The sequence below is a fragment of the Thalassobius sp. Cn5-15 genome (assembly GCF_022347685.1).
GTDB lineage: Bacteria > Pseudomonadota > Alphaproteobacteria > Rhodobacterales > Rhodobacteraceae > Thalassobius.
The window spans coordinates 427,930-442,424 of record NZ_JAKRGF010000002.1 but is presented as its reverse complement, the minus strand read 5'-3'; the positions used below and the strand labels follow the sequence as shown (position 1 = coordinate 442,424).

Here is a 14,495-nt window from a genome sequence, read left to right as displayed (position 1 = left end):
GTTGGTTCCGGTGTTGTATCCAAAATCCTGGCCTAATTCAGGTTAGCGATTTAGCGATAGAATAGAAAAGGGCGTCCCTAGGGGCGCCCTTTTTGCGTGGGGGGAGGAGACTGGCAGGAGGCTGGCAAAAGGGCTTCGCTGACGATTGAATCGAGTTGTTTGGCATGAGAAGCCTGTGCTGCCTCACATTTCCTGCCAAAGGCCTCAAAACCCCTTGCCACATGGGCTTTGGCGCTGTAGATGGCGCAAGTCTGCTGTTGCAGATAGAGGCGGGGTGATTCCCGCCTTTTGGGTTCGATGAGGATCGGCGATGGTCGCTGACCCTCCTCTCAACTCCAACGCCTAAAAAAAGGCTGACGAAATGCAAAGTCAAAACATTCGCATTCGGCTGAAGGCATTTGATTACCGTGTGCTGGATGCCAGCACTCAGGAAATCGTCAACACTGCCAAGCGCACCGGCGCTCAGGTACGTGGCCCGATCCCGCTGCCGAACAAGATTGAGAAGTTCACCGTTCTGCGTGGCCCTCACATCGACAAGAAATCCCGCGACCAGTTCGAGATCCGTACGCACAAGCGTATGCTCGACATCGTTGATCCGACCCCCCAGACCGTTGACGCGCTGATGAAGCTCGACCTCGCCGCTGGTGTGGACGTCGAGATCAAGCTGCAAGCGTAATCGGGGGGTATAAATTATGCGCTCTGGTATTATCGCTAAAAAAGTGGGCATGACCCGCTTGTTCATGGAAGACGGCAAGCAGATCCCTGTAACCGTTCTTCAACTGGAAAACCTGCAGGTCGTTGACCAGCGCACCGAAGAGCGTGACGGTTACACCGCCGTTCAGCTGGGCGCCGGTTCGGCAAAAGCCAAACGCACCAGCCAGGCCATGCGCGGTCACTTCGCCAAAGCCAACGTTGCGCCCAAGCGTAAACTGGCTGAATTCCGCGTTTCCGCTGACAACCTGATCGAAGTGGGCGCCGAAATTTCGGCTGAGCACTATGTTGAAGGTCAGAAAGTCGATGTTGCGGGCACGTCGATCGGTAAAGGTTTTGCCGGTGCGATGAAGCGTCACAACTTCGGTGGTCTGCGTGCATCGCACGGTGTATCGATCTCGCACCGTTCGCACGGTTCGACCGGCCAGTGTCAGGATCCCGGCAAGGTTTTCAAAGGCAAGAAAATGGCCGGCCACATGGGTGCCGTCCGTGTGACCACTCAGAACCTGGAAGTCGTCAAAACCGACGCCGACCGTGGCCTGATCATGGTCAAAGGTGCCGTTCCCGGTTCCAAAGGTGGCTGGGTCACCGTTAAGGACGCCGTGAAAAAGGCTCTGCCTGAAAACGTACCGTTCCCGGCCGCTCTGAAAACCGCAGCTGCTGAAGCTGTGGCCGAAGAAGCACCTGCCGAAGGGGGTGAAGCATGAAACTTGATGTGATCAAACTCGACGGTGGCAAGGCTGGTTCTGTAGAACTGTCCGAAGACCTGTTCGGTCTGGAGCCGCGTGCGGACATCCTGCACCGTGTGGTCCGTTGGCAGCGTAACAACGCGCAGGCCGGCACCCACAAGGTGAAGACCCGCTCGGAAACCTCCTACTCGACCAAGAAGATCTACCGCCAGAAGGGCACCGGTGGCGCTCGTCACGGCGACCGCAACGCGCCGATCTTCCGTAAAGGTGGTATCTACAAGGGCCCGACCCCGCGTTCGCACGGCCACGACCTGACCAAGAAGTTCCGTAAACTTGGTCTGAAGCACGCTCTGTCGGCGAAAGCTGCAGCAGGTGAGCTGGTTGTGATCGAAGCTGCCGAGGCAGAAGGCAAAACCGCTGCGCTGGCCAAACAGGTGAAGAACCTTGGCTGGAAGCGCGCGCTGATCATTGATGGCGCAGCCGTCAACGAAGCGTTCGCCGTCGCAGCACGCAACATCGAAGGTCTGGACATCCTGCCGACGATGGGCGCCAACGTTTATGATATCCTGAAGCGTGACACCCTGGTGATCACCAAAGCAGGTGTCGAAGCTCTGGAGGCTCGCCTGAAATGACCAAAGCTGCACTGTATGATGTGATCCGCAAACCGATCATCACCGAAAAAGCGACCATGGCGTCGGAAAACGGTGCTGTTGTGTTTGAAGTGGCGATCGACAGCAACAAACCCCAGATCAAAGAGGCCGTTGAGGCTCTGTTTGGTGTGAAGGTCAAAGCTGTGAACACCACCATCACCAAAGGTAAAGCCAAGCGTTTCCGCGGCCAGCTGGGCAAGCGTAAAGACGTGAAGAAGGCTTATGTTACCCTGGAAGAGGGCAACACCATCGACGTGACCACCGGTCTGTAAGTCGCTGGACTGCTGAAAATAGGAGGCCCCTGCGCAAGCGGGGGCCTTTTTCGGTTTGGGGGTCTGAAAATAGTCGTTTGGATTTGCCAAAAAGTCGACGAATTCAGTTTGGAAATACCGACTTTCTTGCATTGTGCGTTCAAAAGTTTGGGGTAGTTTAGCCGTTCGATAAGAGCGAGTCGCTGCGATGCCCCCGATCAACCTGATTGTTAACGGAACCTTTGACGCCGGTGCCACCGGCTGGTCCGGTACGGATATCGAGGCGACCTACCGCGAGAATGCTTATCTGGGCAATGGATCTGCAAACCGCGTGGCCGAAATTGATGGCCATCGGCGCGCCACCACGGTGATGGAGCAGAGTTTCACTGTCTCTGGGTCCAGCACGCGTACAGTCACCTTTGATACGGCATTGCGGACTGCTTCAAATCGATATGCTGGGGCGGAAGGGTTCCGTGTCGAGGTTTTGGATGACAAGGGCACTGCCATAGCCTTTGCCGAGGTGCGCCCAACAAACAACGTCTTGCAGGAATTTTCGCTGCCAGTGACCTTTCCCGAGGCTGGCACCTATACGCTGCGGTTTACAGAACGTGGGCCGGATAACAGTCTGGGTGCGATCGTCGACAATGTCGAATTGATGGTGTGCTTTCATGGGGAAACGCGGATTGCCACCGACGTTGGCCATAAGGCCGTGCGCGACATTGTGATTGGGGATCGTGTCTGGACCGAAAACGGTTTGCAGCCGGTGCGCTGGGTTGGGCGCAGATGCCTGACGCCGGCGGATTTGGCGCAGGATCCCCTGTTGCGCCCAGTACGCATTGAGGCCGGGGCTTTGGGACAAGGGCTGCCAGAGCGGGATCTGCGGGTGTCGCGTCAGCACCGGATGCTGGTCCACTCGCCGGTGTGCCAGCGCATGTTCGGTGCTGCCTCTGCTTTGGTTGCTGCGGTGCGCCTGTGCGATTTGGACGGGATTCAGATCGACGCAGATGCGCGGGATGTCGACTACGTGCACCTTTTGTTTGATGCCCATGAGGTGGTCTTTGCCGAAGGCTGTCCGAGTGAGAGTCTGTTCTTAGGTCCGCAGACGCGGCGCGCGCTGACGGATGAGGCGATCGAAGAAGTGTGTAAAATTTTCCCCCGCTTCAAATCGCACACCTTTGTCGCACACAGCGCCTATTACATCCCCGAACGTAACCAGCAAAAGCAGTTGGTCTGGCGTTTGCTCAAGAACGGGCGTCGCCCTATGCAGAACTACCGGGTGGGCCAGACGGGCATCGAGGCTGCCTAAAACGCATTCTGTGCGACGGCTGAGCAGTCTCCGGTCTGTGTGGTGTTTGGCCGACGACGTGTTAGGCGCCTCAACGAAACGGCGGTAAGCGTCCTAAAAAGACCCCAATTCGCACACAGACTATCCATAAGTCTGGGGCAATCTCGCAGTGATTGAGCTGAGAGTGTGTGAGATGCCGCCTATTAACCTGATCGTGAATGGAACCTTTGATGCTGGTGCCACCGGCTGGTCCGGCACGGATATCGAGGCGAACCACCGCGAAAGCGCTTATCTGGGCAACGGCTCCTCTAACCGCGTTGCAGAGCTTGACGGTCGCAACAATCAGATCACGGTGATGGAGCAAACGTTCACCGTGTCCGGTTCCAGCACACGTACTGTTTCCTTCGATTCAGCGTTGCGTCTCTCGTCGAATGGGAATGCGGGTGTCGAAGGGTTTCGGGTTGAGGTGCTGGATGATACCGGCACCGCCATCGCTTTTGCCGAGATACGACCAACCAATAACACTTTGCAGGAATTTACGCTGCCGGTGACCTTTCCGGGGGCGGGAAACTATACGCTGCGCTTTAGCGAACGTGGGCCGAATGACAGCCGGGGCGCCATTGTCGACAATATCGAGCTGATGGTCTGTTTCCATGGCGAAACTCAGATTGCGACGGAGGCTGGCAGCAAGGCTGCGCGGGATATCGCGATTGGTGACCTGGTTTGGACCGAAAACGGTTTGAAACCAGTGCGCTGGGTTGGGCGGCGCAGGCTGGAAGCCGCTGATCTGGAGCAGGATCCGACTTTGCGCCCCGTGCGGATTTCAGCGGGTGCCTTGGGGCAGGGGTTGCCGATCCGGGATCTACGGGTATCACGTCAGCACCGGATGCTGGTGCATTCGCCAGTTTGTGAGCGGATGTTTGGCGCACCCTCTGCCATGATCGCGGCCGTGCGCCTGTGCGACATGGGGGGTGTCAGTATCGACGAAGATACGCAGGAGGTGGACTATGTTCACCTGCTGTTTGATGCTCATGAGGTGGTCTTTGCCGAAGGTTGCCCCAGTGAGAGTCTGCTGTTGGGGCCACAGGCGCGGCTGGCGCTGAGGGATGAGGCGATTGAAGAGGTCTGCAAAATCTTTCCCCAGTTTAAATTTCACGGCTTCGCCGCCAACAGCGCCTATCATATCCCTGAACGTAAACAGCAGAAGCGGCTGGCGTGGCGTCTGGGCAAAAACGGACGTCCGGCGTTGCAGGGGTATAGAGCACAGATTGCGCCTGTTTGTGTTGCATAGCGAAGATGTTGGTTGCGGCTGACCTTATCCCGCCTTGACGGGGACTTTATTGTCAGAGGGGCAGGATCGGTTGAATGCAAGGGATTGGCCTTGAAATGGCCGTCTTCTATCCTTCGAGCCTCCACAAACCGTCGCCATCCTATCTCGCATTAATGGGTGCATCGGTGCCCGACCTTCGCTGACGGGCCTAAGATGGGCGATGTCTGCGTCGTTTTCCTATCTAGACCCCTCTACAGGAGCTTTGAGTATGGCGTTTAAGAAACTGAGCATGATCACCGTTATCGCAAGCGTTCTGGCCCTGTCGGCCTGCAGTAGTGGTCCGCTGCCAGTGCGTGACGGCCCGCAAACCAAGAGCCCGATTTACGGTAAGTGGTAACGCAGCATCCACCTTTCTGTCTGTGCCGCAAGGCGCAACTCGGATCAAATAAAAGGGGCAGGCGCGCATTGCGCTTTGCCCCTTTATTTCTTGCCTCTGCTATAGACTCCCCCCCGCATCTCTGATACCTCCCGCGCATCTTGTGGCCCCGGATTCGTTCCGGGGCCTCAGATGTTTTGGAATTTGGGACCTTCGGGGCCCTATGATCGGCCACCTAAGTAGGGCGTTTCCTTCAGCAGGGGACAAACGGACGGGGGGCTATAACCTAAGGGTAGGCAATCGCCTGCCTCACAAAACGGAAGACAGAAGCATGGCACTTAAGTCGTATAAGCCGACTACGCCAGGCCAGCGTGGGCTGGTACTGATCGACCGTTCGGAGCTGTGGAAAGGACGCCCCGTCAAAGCCCTTACTCAGGGTTTGACCAAGAAGGGCGGCCGGAACAACACCGGGCGGATCACGATGCGTCGCAAAGGCGGCGGGGCAAAACGCCTCTACCGTATCGTGGACTTCAAGCGTAACAAATTCGACGTTGCAGCAACCGTTGAGCGTATCGAATATGACCCCAACCGTACCGCATTCATCGCACTGGTGAAATACGAAGACGGCGAGCAGGCCTACATCCTGGCCCCGCAGCGTCTGGCAGTTGGTGATCAGGTTGTTGCGTCTGCTAAAGCCGACATTAAACCCGGTAACACCATGCCCTTCTCGGGTATGCCCATCGGTACCATCGTTCACAACATCGAACTGAAACCGGGCAAAGGCGGCCAGATCGCCCGTGCAGCTGGTACTTACGCTCAGTTCGTTGGTCGTGACGGCGGCTACGCTCAGATCCGTCTGAGCTCGGGTGAACTGCGTATGGTTCGTCAGGAATGCCTGGCAACTGTTGGTGCGGTTTCCAACCCCGACAACTCCAACCAGAACTTCGGTAAAGCCGGTCGTATGCGCCACAAAGGCATCCGTCCGTCGGTCCGTGGTGTGGTAATGAACCCCATCGACCACCCCCACGGTGGTGGTGAAGGTCGTACCTCTGGTGGTCGTCACCCGGTAACCCCTTGGGGTAAGCCGACCAAGGGCAAGCGTACCCGCAACACCAACAAGGCGTCGCAGAAGCTTATCATCCGCTCGCGTCACGCCAAGAAGAAGGGCCGTTAAGACATGGCACGTTCTGTATGGAAAGGCCCCTTCGTGGATGCTTATGTGCTGAAAAAAGCCGAAGCATCGCGTGAATCGGGTCGTAACGAAGTCATCAAAATCTGGTCGCGCCGCTCGACGATCCTGCCCCAATTCGTGGGCCTGACGTTTGGCGTTTACAACGGTCAGAAGCACATCACCGTCAACGTCACCGAAGACATGATTGGTCAGAAGTTCGGTGAATATTCGCCGACTCGTACCTATTACGGTCACGCGGCTGACAAAAAAGCGAAGCGGAAGTAAGTCATGGGCAAGGCAAAAAATCCCCGCCGCGTGGCAGATAACGAAGCAATGGCCAAGGCCCGTATGCTCCGTACCTCGCCGCAGAAACTGAATCTGGTCGCCGCAATGATCCGCGGCAAGAAGGTAGAAAAGGCTCTGACCGATCTGACCTTCTCGAAAAAGCGGATCGCGCAGGATGTGAAGAAATGTCTTCAGTCCGCAATTGCGAACGCCGAAAACAACCACAACCTGGATGTGGACGAGCTGATCGTGGCAGAAGCCTTTGTAGGCAAAAACCTGACCATGAAACGCGGTCGCCCTCGTGCACGTGGCCGTTTCGGCAAGATCGTCAAGCCGTTCTCGGAACTCACCATCACGGTGCGTCAAGTTGAGGAGCAAGCCTAATGGGTCAGAAAGTAAATCCGATTGGCATGCGCCTGCAGGTGAACCGCACCTGGGACAGCCGCTGGTATGCCGACACCAAAGACTACGGTGATCTTCTGCTGGAAGATCTGAAAATCCGTGAGTTCATCGGTGAAGAGTGCAAGCAGGCCGGTATTGCCCGCGTGATCATCGAACGCCCCCACAAGAAGTGCCGTGTGACCATTCACACCGCGCGTCCGGGTGTGATCATCGGCAAAAAAGGTGCTGACATCGAAGTTCTGCGCAAGAAACTGTCGAACATGACCGACAGCGAACTGCACCTGAACATCGTTGAAGTGCGCAAGCCCGAGCTGGACGCTCAGCTGGTTGCAGAGTCGATCGCTCAGCAGCTGGAACGCCGTGTGTCCTTCCGTCGTGCGATGAAGCGTTCGGTTCAGAACGCCATGCGCATGGGCGCCCTGGGCATCCGTGTAAACGTTGCTGGCCGTCTGGGCGGTGCAGAAATCGCGCGTACCGAATGGTACCGTGAAGGCCGCGTGCCGCTGCACACCCTGCGTGCGGACATCGATTACGCTCACGCCGAAGCGATGACTCCCTACGGTATCATCGGCATCAAAACCTGGATCTTCAAAGGCGAAATCATGGAGCACGATCCTGCTGCTCGTGATCGTCGCGCTGCAGAAGCCCAGGATGGTCCCGCGCCCCGCACTGGCGGTGGTCGTGGCCGTCGTTAAGGAGATCTGACAATGCTTCAGCCAAAGCGTACTAAATTCCGCAAGATGCAGAAGGGCCGGATCAAAGGTCTGGCCAAAGGCGGTTCCGACCTGAACTTCGGCACCTACGGTCTGAAGGCAACCACGCCCGAGCGTGTAACTGCCCGTCAGATCGAAGCTGCGCGTCGTGCCATGACCCGTCACATGAAGCGTCAGGGTCGTGTATGGATCCGTATCTTCCCCGATGTACCGGTCACTGCAAAGCCGATCGAAGTTCGTATGGGTAAAGGTAAAGGTTCGGTTGACCGTTGGGTAGCCAAGGTCAAGCCGGGTCGTGTGATGTTCGAAATCGACGGCGTCGACGAAGAGATCGCACGTGAGGCCCTGCGTCTGGCCGCGATGAAACTGCCGGTGAAAACCCGCGTCGTCGTTCGCGAAGACTGGTAAGCCTTACCGCTCTTGAAAAATTCGAAACCCCCGCTGTTCGCGCAGCGGGGGTTTTGTTTTGTGTAGTTCTTGCGTGGCGCTCTAAAACCCCACATATAGCGCTCAAGCGAACAGAGGGTAAATCATGCGCAGAGCCGTAGCTGAATTTCTGGACCGCCCGTGGGTGGGCAATGCCATTTTGGCGGTGATCCTGTTTAACGCGATGATCCTCGGGTTGGAAACGTCACCTGCTGTGATGGCCACGGCGGGCGGCGTTATCGAGGCGCTGGATCAGATCTGTCTGGCGATCTTTGTGATCGAACTGGCCGCCAAACTTTATGCGCGCGGTTTTGCCTTCTTCCGCTCTGGCTGGAACCTGTTTGACGCGGCGATTGTGGCGATTTCCCTGTCGCCAGCGGGTGATGGTCTGGCCGTCCTGCGGGCGCTGAGGATCCTGCGTCTGTTGCGAGTCGTCTCGGTTGTGCCCTCCTTGCGCCGTGTGGTTGAGGCGTTCATCTTGGCGCTGCCGGGCATGGCCTCGGTCTTTTTGCTGACGGGCATCATCTTTTACATTGGCGCGGTGATGGCGACCAAGCTTTATGGCGCAAGCTTCCCTGAATGGTTCGGCACACTGGGTGCCTCGCTCTATTCTCTGTTTCAGGTCATGACGCTGGAAAGCTGGTCGATGGGCATCGTGCGTCCGGTGATGGAGGTGCATCCAAGTGCTTGGCTGTTCTTTGTGCCGTTTATCCTGATCACGGCCTTTGCGGTGATGAACCTTGTTGTGGGTCTGATCGTCAGCACTATGCAGGATGCCCATGCGGAGGAGACGGCGGCTGCCACGGATGAATACCGTGATGATGTTGTGGCCCGGTTGGACCGCATCGAACAGGCGTTGCGGGATCGCTAAGCAAGCGACGAAACGAAAACGGCCCCGCATGGGGCCGTTTCTATCTGGGGCTTACTCTGCCGCCCATTTGTAGTTGAAGCTGACAGAGACACGGTCATCCTCGGCCATGTTCATCGGCACCTCGTGGCGCAGCCAGCTCTCCCAGAGCAGCACATCGCCCACCTTCGGTTCCATATAGACAAAGGTTTGCAGATCGCGGCGCGCGTCCTTCTTGCGCGGCGGGGCGGCCATCAGGCGGCCGGAACGGGGATCTTCCAGCTTCAGTGACGACGTGCCTTCGGGCATCGACACATAGGTGGTGCCGCTGATCACCGAATGGGGGTGCAGGTGCGACGAGTGCATGCCGCCTTCGGGCAGGATGTTGATCCAGAGGTCTTCCAGCTCCAGCTTGCGATCGGCGAGGTCAAATTCCAGATCCTCGGCAAAGGCGGCGACGTGTGCGTCGAGTGCCTTGATCACATCGGCAAAGATCGGCGAGCGCCAGCCAAGGTCGGTGAGCGAGGCATAGGAGGTGTAGCCGGGATAGCCGTTTTCCTCACACCAGTCCTGACCAGCCTCATCATCCTCGGCAATGCCATAGCAGGAGGCTTCCAGCTCATCCGGATCAACGCCGGGGCCAAATTCGTTGAGTTCTGCGCGATAGATGCGCGTGACGAAGAGCGATTCAATCTGTGACATGGGGTGGTGATACACCCGCGCGTGCATGAGGGGTAGGGGGTGTGACGATTGGGCTGAACGCTGGCGAAGCATTGCTGCCAAACCTGCGATTTGGCAGGGCCCGTCTCTCCGACGGAGCGGGCGCTTCGCTTCACCTCTGCGGTTCAGGCGTGGTGTGCGGTTTGACATAATAAAATAAGGCCGCCCCATCTTTCCCTTGCCCTCACCCCTGATCCCCCTTATGTAGCGGCATCTGCGGATTCGCAGGCTGTAAGGATTCGTCCGTGCAGACATAACCCACCAGGCAACAAGGTGACCCAAACACATAGCGGGGCCTTCTGGTGTAGTAGAAAGGAAAAGGCGACATGAACGCCAATGAACTGCGTGATAAGACGCCGGATCAGCTCCGTGAGGAACTGTCGGCTCTTAAGAAAGAAGCGTTTAACCTGCGCTTTCAACAGGCCACCAATCAGCTCGAAAACACTGCTCGTATGCGCCAAGTCCGTCGTGACGTCGCACGCGTTGCCACTGTGCTGAACGAAAAAGCCCAAGCGGCTGCTGAATAAGGACCTGATTGATGCCCAAACGTATTCTGCAAGGCACCGTAACCTCGAACGCTAACGAACAAACCGTGACTGTTCAGGTTGAGCGCCGCTTTACGCACCCCGTTCTGAAAAAGACCATCCGTAAGTCCAAAAAGTACCGGGCTCACGATGAGAACAACCAATTCAACGTCGGTGACAGCGTCCGTATCCAGGAATGTGCACCGAAGTCGAAGACGAAGCGTTGGGAAGTGATCGCCTAAGTCTGACTTAGCCGATCCCAACGCTTTAATTAGCGAAACCCTGGGGAAATGGACCTCTGCAAGTCCCCCCACAGGTCGGGAGAAACCAAATGATCCAGATGCAGACCAATCTGGATGTAGCTGACAACTCAGGCGCACGCCGAGTTCAGTGCATCAAGGTTCTGGGTGGCTCGCACCGTCGTTATGCGTCGGTGGGCGACATTATTGTCGTTTCCGTAAAGGAAGCCATTCCGCGTGGTCGTGTGAAAAAAGGTGACGTGCGTAAAGCCGTCGTCGTTCGCACCGCCAAAGAAGTACGTCGTGAAGACGGCACCGCGATCCGTTTCGATCGCAACGCAGCTGTTATCCTGAACAACAACAACGAGCCCGTAGGTACACGTATCTTTGGCCCGGTTGTTCGTGAGCTGCGCGGCAAAGGCATGATGAAGATCGTGTCGCTCGCTCCGGAGGTGCTGTAATATGGCTGCTAAACTGAAAAAAGGCGACAAGGTCGTCGTGCTGACCGGCAAAGACAAGGGCAAAGAAGGCGTTATCGCTTCCGTTGATCCCGCAGCCGGCAAAGCAGTTGTAGATGGTATCAACATGGCCATCCGCCACACCCGTCAGACCCAGACCAGCCAAGGTGGCCGCCTGCCCAAGGCCATGCCGATCCAGCTGTCGAACCTGGCGATCCTGGACGCAAACGGCAAAGCAACCCGCGTTGGCTTCCGCATGGAAGGTGACCAGAAGGTACGCTTCGCCAAGACCACGGGGGACGTGATCTAATGACTGATGCAACTTACACCCCGCGTCTGAAGGCTCAGTATGTCGAAACCATCCGCGCTGCTTTGAAAGAAGAGTTCGGCTACAAAAACGACATGCAGATCCCGCGTCTGGACAAAATCGTCCTGAACATCGGCTGCGGCGCAGAAGCTGTCAAAGACAGCAAGAAAGCCAAATCCGCTCAGGAAGATCTGACCAAGATCGCTGGTCAGAAAGCTCTGACCACCGTTGCCAAGAACTCGATCGCGGGCTTCCGCGTACGTGAAGGTATGCCGATGGGCGCGAAAGTGACCCTGCGTGGCGACCGCATGTATGAATTCCTGGACCGTCTGATCACCATCGCAATGCCTCGTATCCGCGACTTCCGCGGTGTTTCGGGCACGTCGTTCGACGGCCGTGGCAACTACGCCACCGGCCTGAAAGAACACATCGTGTTCCCCGAAATCGACTTCGACAAAGTTGACGAAGTCTGGGGTATGGACATCGTGATTGCCACCACCGCGAACACCGACGCGGAAGCGAAGAGCCTGTTGAAAGCACTCAACATGCCCTTCAACAGCTAAGCGCGGGGAGATTAGAGTTATGGCTAAAAAATCCATGGTCGCCCGTGAGGTTAAGCGCGAGAAGCTGGTTGCAAAATACGCTGCCAAGCGCGCTGCCCTCAAAGAGGTTATCAACGACAAAGAAAAGCCGATGGAAGAGCGTTTTCGCGCTTCTCTCGCGCTTGCGAAACTGCCGCGCAACAGCTCGGCTACCCGTCTGCACAACCGCTGTCAGCTGACCGGTCGTCCTCACGCTTACTACCGTAAGCTTAAGGTCAGCCGTATCATGCTGCGGGAACTGGGCTCGTTTGGCCAGATCCCCGGTCTGGTGAAATCCAGCTGGTAAGGGAGAGATAGTAATGAACGATCCTATCGGCGATATGCTCACCCGTATCCGTAACGCTCAAATGCGTGGTAAGTCGAATGTTTCGACCCCCGCATCCAAGCTGCGCGGCTGGGTTCTGGATGTACTGGCTGACGAAGGCTACATCCGCGGCTACGAAAAAGGCACCGGTGTTGATGGTCATCCGACCCTCGAAATCGAGCTGAAGTACTACGAAGGCACCCCCGTTATTCGCGAACTGAAGCGGGTCTCCAAACCCGGTCGTCGCGTATACATGGGCGTCAATGACATCCCCGTTGTCCGTCAGGGCCTGGGCGTGTCGATTGTCAGCACTCCGAAAGGTGTGATGTCGGATGCAAACGCTCGCTCCAACAACGTTGGCGGCGAAGTGCTCTGCACCGTCTTCTAAGGAGGTCTGCAATGTCTCGTATTGGTAAAAAACCGGTCGAACTGCCCAGCGGCGTTACCGCCACTGTGTCCGGCCAGACCATCGAAGTGAAAGGCGCGAAAGCGACCCAGACCTTCACTGCAACCGATGATGTGACCATCGCTGTTGAAGATAACGCTGTGACCATTACCCCGCGTGGTAAGTCCAAGCGCGCTCGTCAGCAGTGGGGCATGTCGCGCACCATGGTGGCCAACATGGTCAAAGGTGTGACTGTTGGTTTCAAGAAAGAGCTTGAGATCAACGGTGTTGGTTACCGTGCTCAGATGCAGGGCAATGTCCTGAAGCTGAACCTCGGTTACTCGCACGACGTGAACTTCGAAGTGCCGGCCGGCGTGACCGTGACCGCACCGAAGCCCACCGAAATCATCATCGAAGGTGACGACGCTCAACTCGTTGGCCAGGTCGCGGCGAACATCCGCGAATGGCGTAAGCCCGAGCCCTACAAAGGCAAAGGCATCAAATACAAAGACGAGTTTATCTTCCGCAAGGAAGGCAAGAAGAAGTAAGGACCAGACTAATGGCAAACAGCAAAAGAACCCTGTTTCTGAAGCGCCGCCTGCGCGTCCGGAACAAACTTCGCAAAGTGAACACCGGCAAGCTGCGCCTTTCGGTTCACCGTTCGAACAAGAACATCAGCGCTCAGCTGATCGACGACGTCAGCGGTGTAACCTTGGTATCGGCTTCGTCGCTGGAAAAAGACCTGGGCGTTGTTGGCAAAAACAACATCGAAGCAGCTGCCAAAGTTGGTGCAGCTGTTGCGGAACGCGCCGTAAAGGCCGGCCACACCGAAGCGTACTTCGACCGTGGCGGTTTCCTGTTCCACGGCAAAGTCAAGGCTCTGGCCGAGGCTGCGCGTGAAGGTGGCCTGAAGGTCTAATGACCTGCGGGGGGCGCCTGTCGCCCCCCCGATGATCCGGGGTTGTCCTATCAGGCTTTTCTGATCGGGCAGTCACCAGGATTGAAACAACAGGCGCCGCAATGCGCCATTCAGAAAGGAATGCCGAAATGGCAGAACGTGAAAACCGCCGGGATCGCCGCGACCGCGACGAAGCTCCGGAATTCGCAGATCGTCTCGTCGCGATCAACCGTGTGTCGAAAACCGTTAAAGGTGGTAAGCGCTTCGGCTTCGCCGCTCTGGTGGTTGTCGGCGATCAGAAAGGCCGTGTAGGCTTCGGTAAAGGTAAAGCGAAAGAGGTCCCTGAGGCCATTCGTAAAGCCACCGAGCAGGCCAAGCGTCAAATGATCCGCGTACCTCTGAAAGAGGGCCGCACCCTGCACCACGACATGGAAGGTCGTCACGGTGCCGGTAAGGTCGTGATGCGCACCGCACCGGAAGGGACCGGGATCATCGCAGGTGGTCCGATGCGTGCCGTTTTCGAAATGCTGGGCATCAAAGACGTTGTGTCCAAGTCGATCGGTTCGCAGAACCCCTACAACATGATCCGCGCAACCCTGAACGGTCTGACCAAAGAGTCCAGCCCGCGTTCGGTTGCAGCACGTCGTGGCAAAAAAGTTGCTGACATCCTGCGCAAGGACGAAGCACCTGCCGCGGCAGACTCGTAAGGAGAGCGTCCCATGGCTAAAACCATCGTCGTAAAACAGATCGGTTCCCCGATCCGTCGCCCCGCAGATCAGCGCGCCACTCTGGTGGGTCTGGGTCTGAACAAGATGCACAAAACTCGTGAGCTGGAGGATACTCCCTCGGTTCGCGGCATGGTCAATAAGATCCCGCATCTGGTGAAAATCATCGAAGAGCGCGGCTAAGCCGTCCGCTTCTTGAAAATTGAAAACGCCCCGATCTTCTGGTCGGGGCGTTTTCTATTGTGCGGTATGTGGCG

25 protein-coding genes are annotated in these 14,495 nt (G+C 57.0%); 24 read left to right on the top strand and 1 reads right to left on the bottom strand.

Features of this window, described 5'->3' with window-relative positions; translation table 11 throughout:
- The first annotated feature begins 361 nt into the window (after positions 1–361).
- From rpsJ to MHM86_RS08035, 13 genes are all read left to right on the top strand, one after another.
- Positions 362–676 carry a 30S ribosomal protein S10 gene (gene rpsJ / locus MHM86_RS08090; RefSeq protein ID WP_058245166.1) on the top strand — a complete coding sequence of 105 codons (315 nt, stop codon included), beginning with the start codon at positions 362–364 and terminating at the stop codon, positions 674–676.
- 16 nt (positions 677–692) lie between these two features.
- A complete protein-coding gene (gene rplC / locus MHM86_RS08085; protein ID WP_239197734.1) occupies positions 693–1,418 on the top strand; it encodes a 50S ribosomal protein L3 in 726 nt (241 codons plus the stop codon).
- A complete protein-coding gene (rplD, locus tag MHM86_RS08080; RefSeq protein WP_058318648.1) occupies positions 1,415–2,032 on the top strand; it encodes a 50S ribosomal protein L4 in 618 nt (205 codons plus the stop codon). Before rplC ends, rplD begins: the two co-directional genes overlap by 4 nt.
- The gene (locus tag MHM86_RS08075) at positions 2,029–2,322 is read left to right on the top strand and encodes a 50S ribosomal protein L23 (RefSeq protein WP_058318649.1); all 294 of its coding nucleotides are present in this window, start codon (positions 2,029–2,031) and stop codon (positions 2,320–2,322) included. Before rplD ends, MHM86_RS08075 begins: the two co-directional genes overlap by 4 nt.
- A 187-nt stretch (positions 2,323–2,509) precedes the next feature.
- Entirely contained in the window at positions 2,510–3,607 is a 1,098-nt protein-coding gene (locus MHM86_RS08070; RefSeq protein WP_239197732.1) for a Hint domain-containing protein, read from the top strand.
- Between the two features lie 172 nt (positions 3,608–3,779).
- The gene (locus MHM86_RS08065) at positions 3,780–4,877 is read left to right on the top strand and encodes a Hint domain-containing protein (protein WP_239197730.1); all 1,098 of its coding nucleotides are present in this window, start codon (positions 3,780–3,782) and stop codon (positions 4,875–4,877) included.
- Positions 4,878–5,124: 247 nt separating this feature from the next.
- A complete protein-coding gene (locus tag MHM86_RS17045) occupies positions 5,125–5,253 on the top strand; it encodes a hypothetical protein (protein ID WP_255723097.1) in 129 nt (42 codons plus the stop codon).
- 310 nt (positions 5,254–5,563) lie between these two features.
- Positions 5,564–6,406, top strand: a complete 843-nt coding sequence (rplB, locus tag MHM86_RS08060; RefSeq protein ID WP_239197728.1) for a 50S ribosomal protein L2 — start codon at positions 5,564–5,566, stop codon at positions 6,404–6,406.
- A 3-nt stretch (positions 6,407–6,409) separates the two neighbouring features.
- Positions 6,410–6,688 carry a 30S ribosomal protein S19 gene (gene rpsS, locus MHM86_RS08055; RefSeq protein WP_058245159.1) on the top strand — a complete coding sequence of 93 codons (279 nt, stop codon included), beginning with the start codon at positions 6,410–6,412 and terminating at the stop codon, positions 6,686–6,688.
- Positions 6,689–6,691: 3 nt separating this feature from the next.
- Positions 6,692–7,072 (top strand): 50S ribosomal protein L22, encoded by a 381-nt coding sequence (rplV, locus tag MHM86_RS08050; RefSeq protein WP_239197726.1) that lies wholly within the window; start codon positions 6,692–6,694, stop codon positions 7,070–7,072.
- Positions 7,072–7,785, top strand: coding sequence for a 30S ribosomal protein S3 (gene rpsC / locus MHM86_RS08045; RefSeq protein ID WP_058318654.1), 714 nt, complete (start codon positions 7,072–7,074; stop codon positions 7,783–7,785). Before rplV ends, rpsC begins: the two co-directional genes overlap by 1 nt.
- 12 nt (positions 7,786–7,797) lie before the next feature.
- On the top strand, positions 7,798–8,211 hold the full coding sequence (gene rplP / locus MHM86_RS08040; RefSeq protein WP_239197724.1) for a 50S ribosomal protein L16: 414 nt from the start codon (positions 7,798–7,800) through the stop codon (positions 8,209–8,211).
- A 124-nt stretch (positions 8,212–8,335) separates the two neighbouring features.
- Positions 8,336–9,100, top strand: coding sequence for an ion transporter (locus MHM86_RS08035; protein WP_239197722.1), 765 nt, complete (start codon positions 8,336–8,338; stop codon positions 9,098–9,100).
- A gap of 51 nt (positions 9,101–9,151) precedes the next feature.
- On the opposite strand, the gene MHM86_RS08030 is transcribed toward MHM86_RS08035, so the two are convergent.
- Complete coding sequence (locus MHM86_RS08030) at positions 9,152–9,778, bottom strand: 2OG-Fe(II) oxygenase family protein (RefSeq protein ID WP_239197720.1); 627 nt, start codon at positions 9,776–9,778, stop codon at positions 9,152–9,154.
- A gap of 344 nt (positions 9,779–10,122) precedes the next feature.
- Here MHM86_RS08030 and rpmC point away from each other — a divergent pair, with 344 nt between their 5' ends.
- The 11 genes from rpmC (at position 10,123) to rpmD (ending at position 14,421) form a co-directional block, all read left to right on the top strand.
- Entirely contained in the window at positions 10,123–10,323 is a 201-nt protein-coding gene (gene rpmC / locus MHM86_RS08025; protein ID WP_239197718.1) for a 50S ribosomal protein L29, read from the top strand.
- 11 nt (positions 10,324–10,334) lie between these two features.
- Positions 10,335–10,562 carry a 30S ribosomal protein S17 gene (gene rpsQ / locus MHM86_RS08020; RefSeq protein ID WP_239197716.1) on the top strand — a complete coding sequence of 76 codons (228 nt, stop codon included), beginning with the start codon at positions 10,335–10,337 and terminating at the stop codon, positions 10,560–10,562.
- A gap of 89 nt (positions 10,563–10,651) precedes the next feature.
- On the top strand, positions 10,652–11,020 hold the full coding sequence (rplN, locus tag MHM86_RS08015) for a 50S ribosomal protein L14 (RefSeq protein ID WP_058245151.1): 369 nt from the start codon (positions 10,652–10,654) through the stop codon (positions 11,018–11,020).
- 1 nt (position 11,021) lies between these two features.
- Complete coding sequence (rplX, locus tag MHM86_RS08010; protein WP_239197714.1) at positions 11,022–11,327, top strand: 50S ribosomal protein L24; 306 nt, start codon at positions 11,022–11,024, stop codon at positions 11,325–11,327.
- A complete protein-coding gene (gene rplE, locus MHM86_RS08005) occupies positions 11,327–11,887 on the top strand; it encodes a 50S ribosomal protein L5 (RefSeq protein WP_058318660.1) in 561 nt (186 codons plus the stop codon). The genes rplX and rplE overlap by 1 nt, the downstream gene beginning before the upstream one ends.
- A gap of 19 nt (positions 11,888–11,906) precedes the next feature.
- Positions 11,907–12,212, top strand: a complete 306-nt coding sequence (rpsN, locus tag MHM86_RS08000) for a 30S ribosomal protein S14 (protein WP_058245148.1) — start codon at positions 11,907–11,909, stop codon at positions 12,210–12,212.
- Positions 12,213–12,225: 13 nt separating this feature from the next.
- Positions 12,226–12,618: a 30S ribosomal protein S8 gene (gene rpsH / locus MHM86_RS07995; RefSeq protein ID WP_239197712.1), complete on the top strand. Its 393-nt coding sequence runs from the start codon at positions 12,226–12,228 to the stop codon at positions 12,616–12,618.
- Positions 12,619–12,629: 11 nt separating this feature from the next.
- Entirely contained in the window at positions 12,630–13,163 is a 534-nt protein-coding gene (gene rplF / locus MHM86_RS07990) for a 50S ribosomal protein L6 (protein WP_239197710.1), read from the top strand.
- An 11-nt stretch (positions 13,164–13,174) separates the two neighbouring features.
- Positions 13,175–13,534, top strand: coding sequence for a 50S ribosomal protein L18 (gene rplR / locus MHM86_RS07985; RefSeq protein ID WP_058318663.1), 360 nt, complete (start codon positions 13,175–13,177; stop codon positions 13,532–13,534).
- A 128-nt stretch (positions 13,535–13,662) separates the two neighbouring features.
- Positions 13,663–14,220 (top strand): 30S ribosomal protein S5, encoded by a 558-nt coding sequence (rpsE, locus tag MHM86_RS07980; protein WP_058245144.1) that lies wholly within the window; start codon positions 13,663–13,665, stop codon positions 14,218–14,220.
- A 12-nt stretch (positions 14,221–14,232) separates the two neighbouring features.
- Entirely contained in the window at positions 14,233–14,421 is a 189-nt protein-coding gene (rpmD, locus tag MHM86_RS07975; protein WP_058318665.1) for a 50S ribosomal protein L30, read from the top strand.
- Positions 14,422–14,495: the final 74 nt, after the last annotated feature.

What these genes read in the sequence shown, in the direction of transcription:
- rpsJ (WP_058245166.1), top strand. Translation starts at nt 362, where the DNA reads ATGCAAAGTCAAAACATTCGCATTCGGCTGAAGGCATTTGATTACCGT.
- rplC (WP_239197734.1), top strand. Translation starts at nt 693, where the DNA reads ATGCGCTCTGGTATTATCGCTAAAAAAGTGGGCATGACCCGCTTGTTC.
- rplD (WP_058318648.1), top strand. Translation starts at nt 1,415, where the DNA reads ATGAAACTTGATGTGATCAAACTCGACGGTGGCAAGGCTGGTTCTGTA.
- MHM86_RS08075 (WP_058318649.1), top strand. Translation starts at nt 2,029, where the DNA reads ATGACCAAAGCTGCACTGTATGATGTGATCCGCAAACCGATCATCACC.
- MHM86_RS08070 (WP_239197732.1), top strand. Translation starts at nt 2,510, where the DNA reads ATGCCCCCGATCAACCTGATTGTTAACGGAACCTTTGACGCCGGTGCC.
- MHM86_RS08065 (WP_239197730.1), top strand. Translation starts at nt 3,780, where the DNA reads ATGCCGCCTATTAACCTGATCGTGAATGGAACCTTTGATGCTGGTGCC.
- MHM86_RS17045 (WP_255723097.1), top strand. Translation starts at nt 5,125, where the DNA reads ATGGCGTTTAAGAAACTGAGCATGATCACCGTTATCGCAAGCGTTCTG.
- rplB (WP_239197728.1), top strand. Translation starts at nt 5,564, where the DNA reads ATGGCACTTAAGTCGTATAAGCCGACTACGCCAGGCCAGCGTGGGCTG.
- rpsS (WP_058245159.1), top strand. Translation starts at nt 6,410, where the DNA reads ATGGCACGTTCTGTATGGAAAGGCCCCTTCGTGGATGCTTATGTGCTG.
- rplV (WP_239197726.1), top strand. Translation starts at nt 6,692, where the DNA reads ATGGGCAAGGCAAAAAATCCCCGCCGCGTGGCAGATAACGAAGCAATG.
- rpsC (WP_058318654.1), top strand. Translation starts at nt 7,072, where the DNA reads ATGGGTCAGAAAGTAAATCCGATTGGCATGCGCCTGCAGGTGAACCGC.
- rplP (WP_239197724.1), top strand. Translation starts at nt 7,798, where the DNA reads ATGCTTCAGCCAAAGCGTACTAAATTCCGCAAGATGCAGAAGGGCCGG.
- MHM86_RS08035 (WP_239197722.1), top strand. Translation starts at nt 8,336, where the DNA reads ATGCGCAGAGCCGTAGCTGAATTTCTGGACCGCCCGTGGGTGGGCAAT.
- MHM86_RS08030 (WP_239197720.1), bottom strand. Translation starts at nt 9,778, where the DNA reads ATGTCACAGATTGAATCGCTCTTCGTCACGCGCATCTATCGCGCAGAA.
- rpmC (WP_239197718.1), top strand. Translation starts at nt 10,123, where the DNA reads ATGAACGCCAATGAACTGCGTGATAAGACGCCGGATCAGCTCCGTGAG.
- rpsQ (WP_239197716.1), top strand. Translation starts at nt 10,335, where the DNA reads ATGCCCAAACGTATTCTGCAAGGCACCGTAACCTCGAACGCTAACGAA.
- rplN (WP_058245151.1), top strand. Translation starts at nt 10,652, where the DNA reads ATGATCCAGATGCAGACCAATCTGGATGTAGCTGACAACTCAGGCGCA.
- rplX (WP_239197714.1), top strand. Translation starts at nt 11,022, where the DNA reads ATGGCTGCTAAACTGAAAAAAGGCGACAAGGTCGTCGTGCTGACCGGC.
- rplE (WP_058318660.1), top strand. Translation starts at nt 11,327, where the DNA reads ATGACTGATGCAACTTACACCCCGCGTCTGAAGGCTCAGTATGTCGAA.
- rpsN (WP_058245148.1), top strand. Translation starts at nt 11,907, where the DNA reads ATGGCTAAAAAATCCATGGTCGCCCGTGAGGTTAAGCGCGAGAAGCTG.
- rpsH (WP_239197712.1), top strand. Translation starts at nt 12,226, where the DNA reads ATGAACGATCCTATCGGCGATATGCTCACCCGTATCCGTAACGCTCAA.
- rplF (WP_239197710.1), top strand. Translation starts at nt 12,630, where the DNA reads ATGTCTCGTATTGGTAAAAAACCGGTCGAACTGCCCAGCGGCGTTACC.
- rplR (WP_058318663.1), top strand. Translation starts at nt 13,175, where the DNA reads ATGGCAAACAGCAAAAGAACCCTGTTTCTGAAGCGCCGCCTGCGCGTC.
- rpsE (WP_058245144.1), top strand. Translation starts at nt 13,663, where the DNA reads ATGGCAGAACGTGAAAACCGCCGGGATCGCCGCGACCGCGACGAAGCT.
- rpmD (WP_058318665.1), top strand. Translation starts at nt 14,233, where the DNA reads ATGGCTAAAACCATCGTCGTAAAACAGATCGGTTCCCCGATCCGTCGC.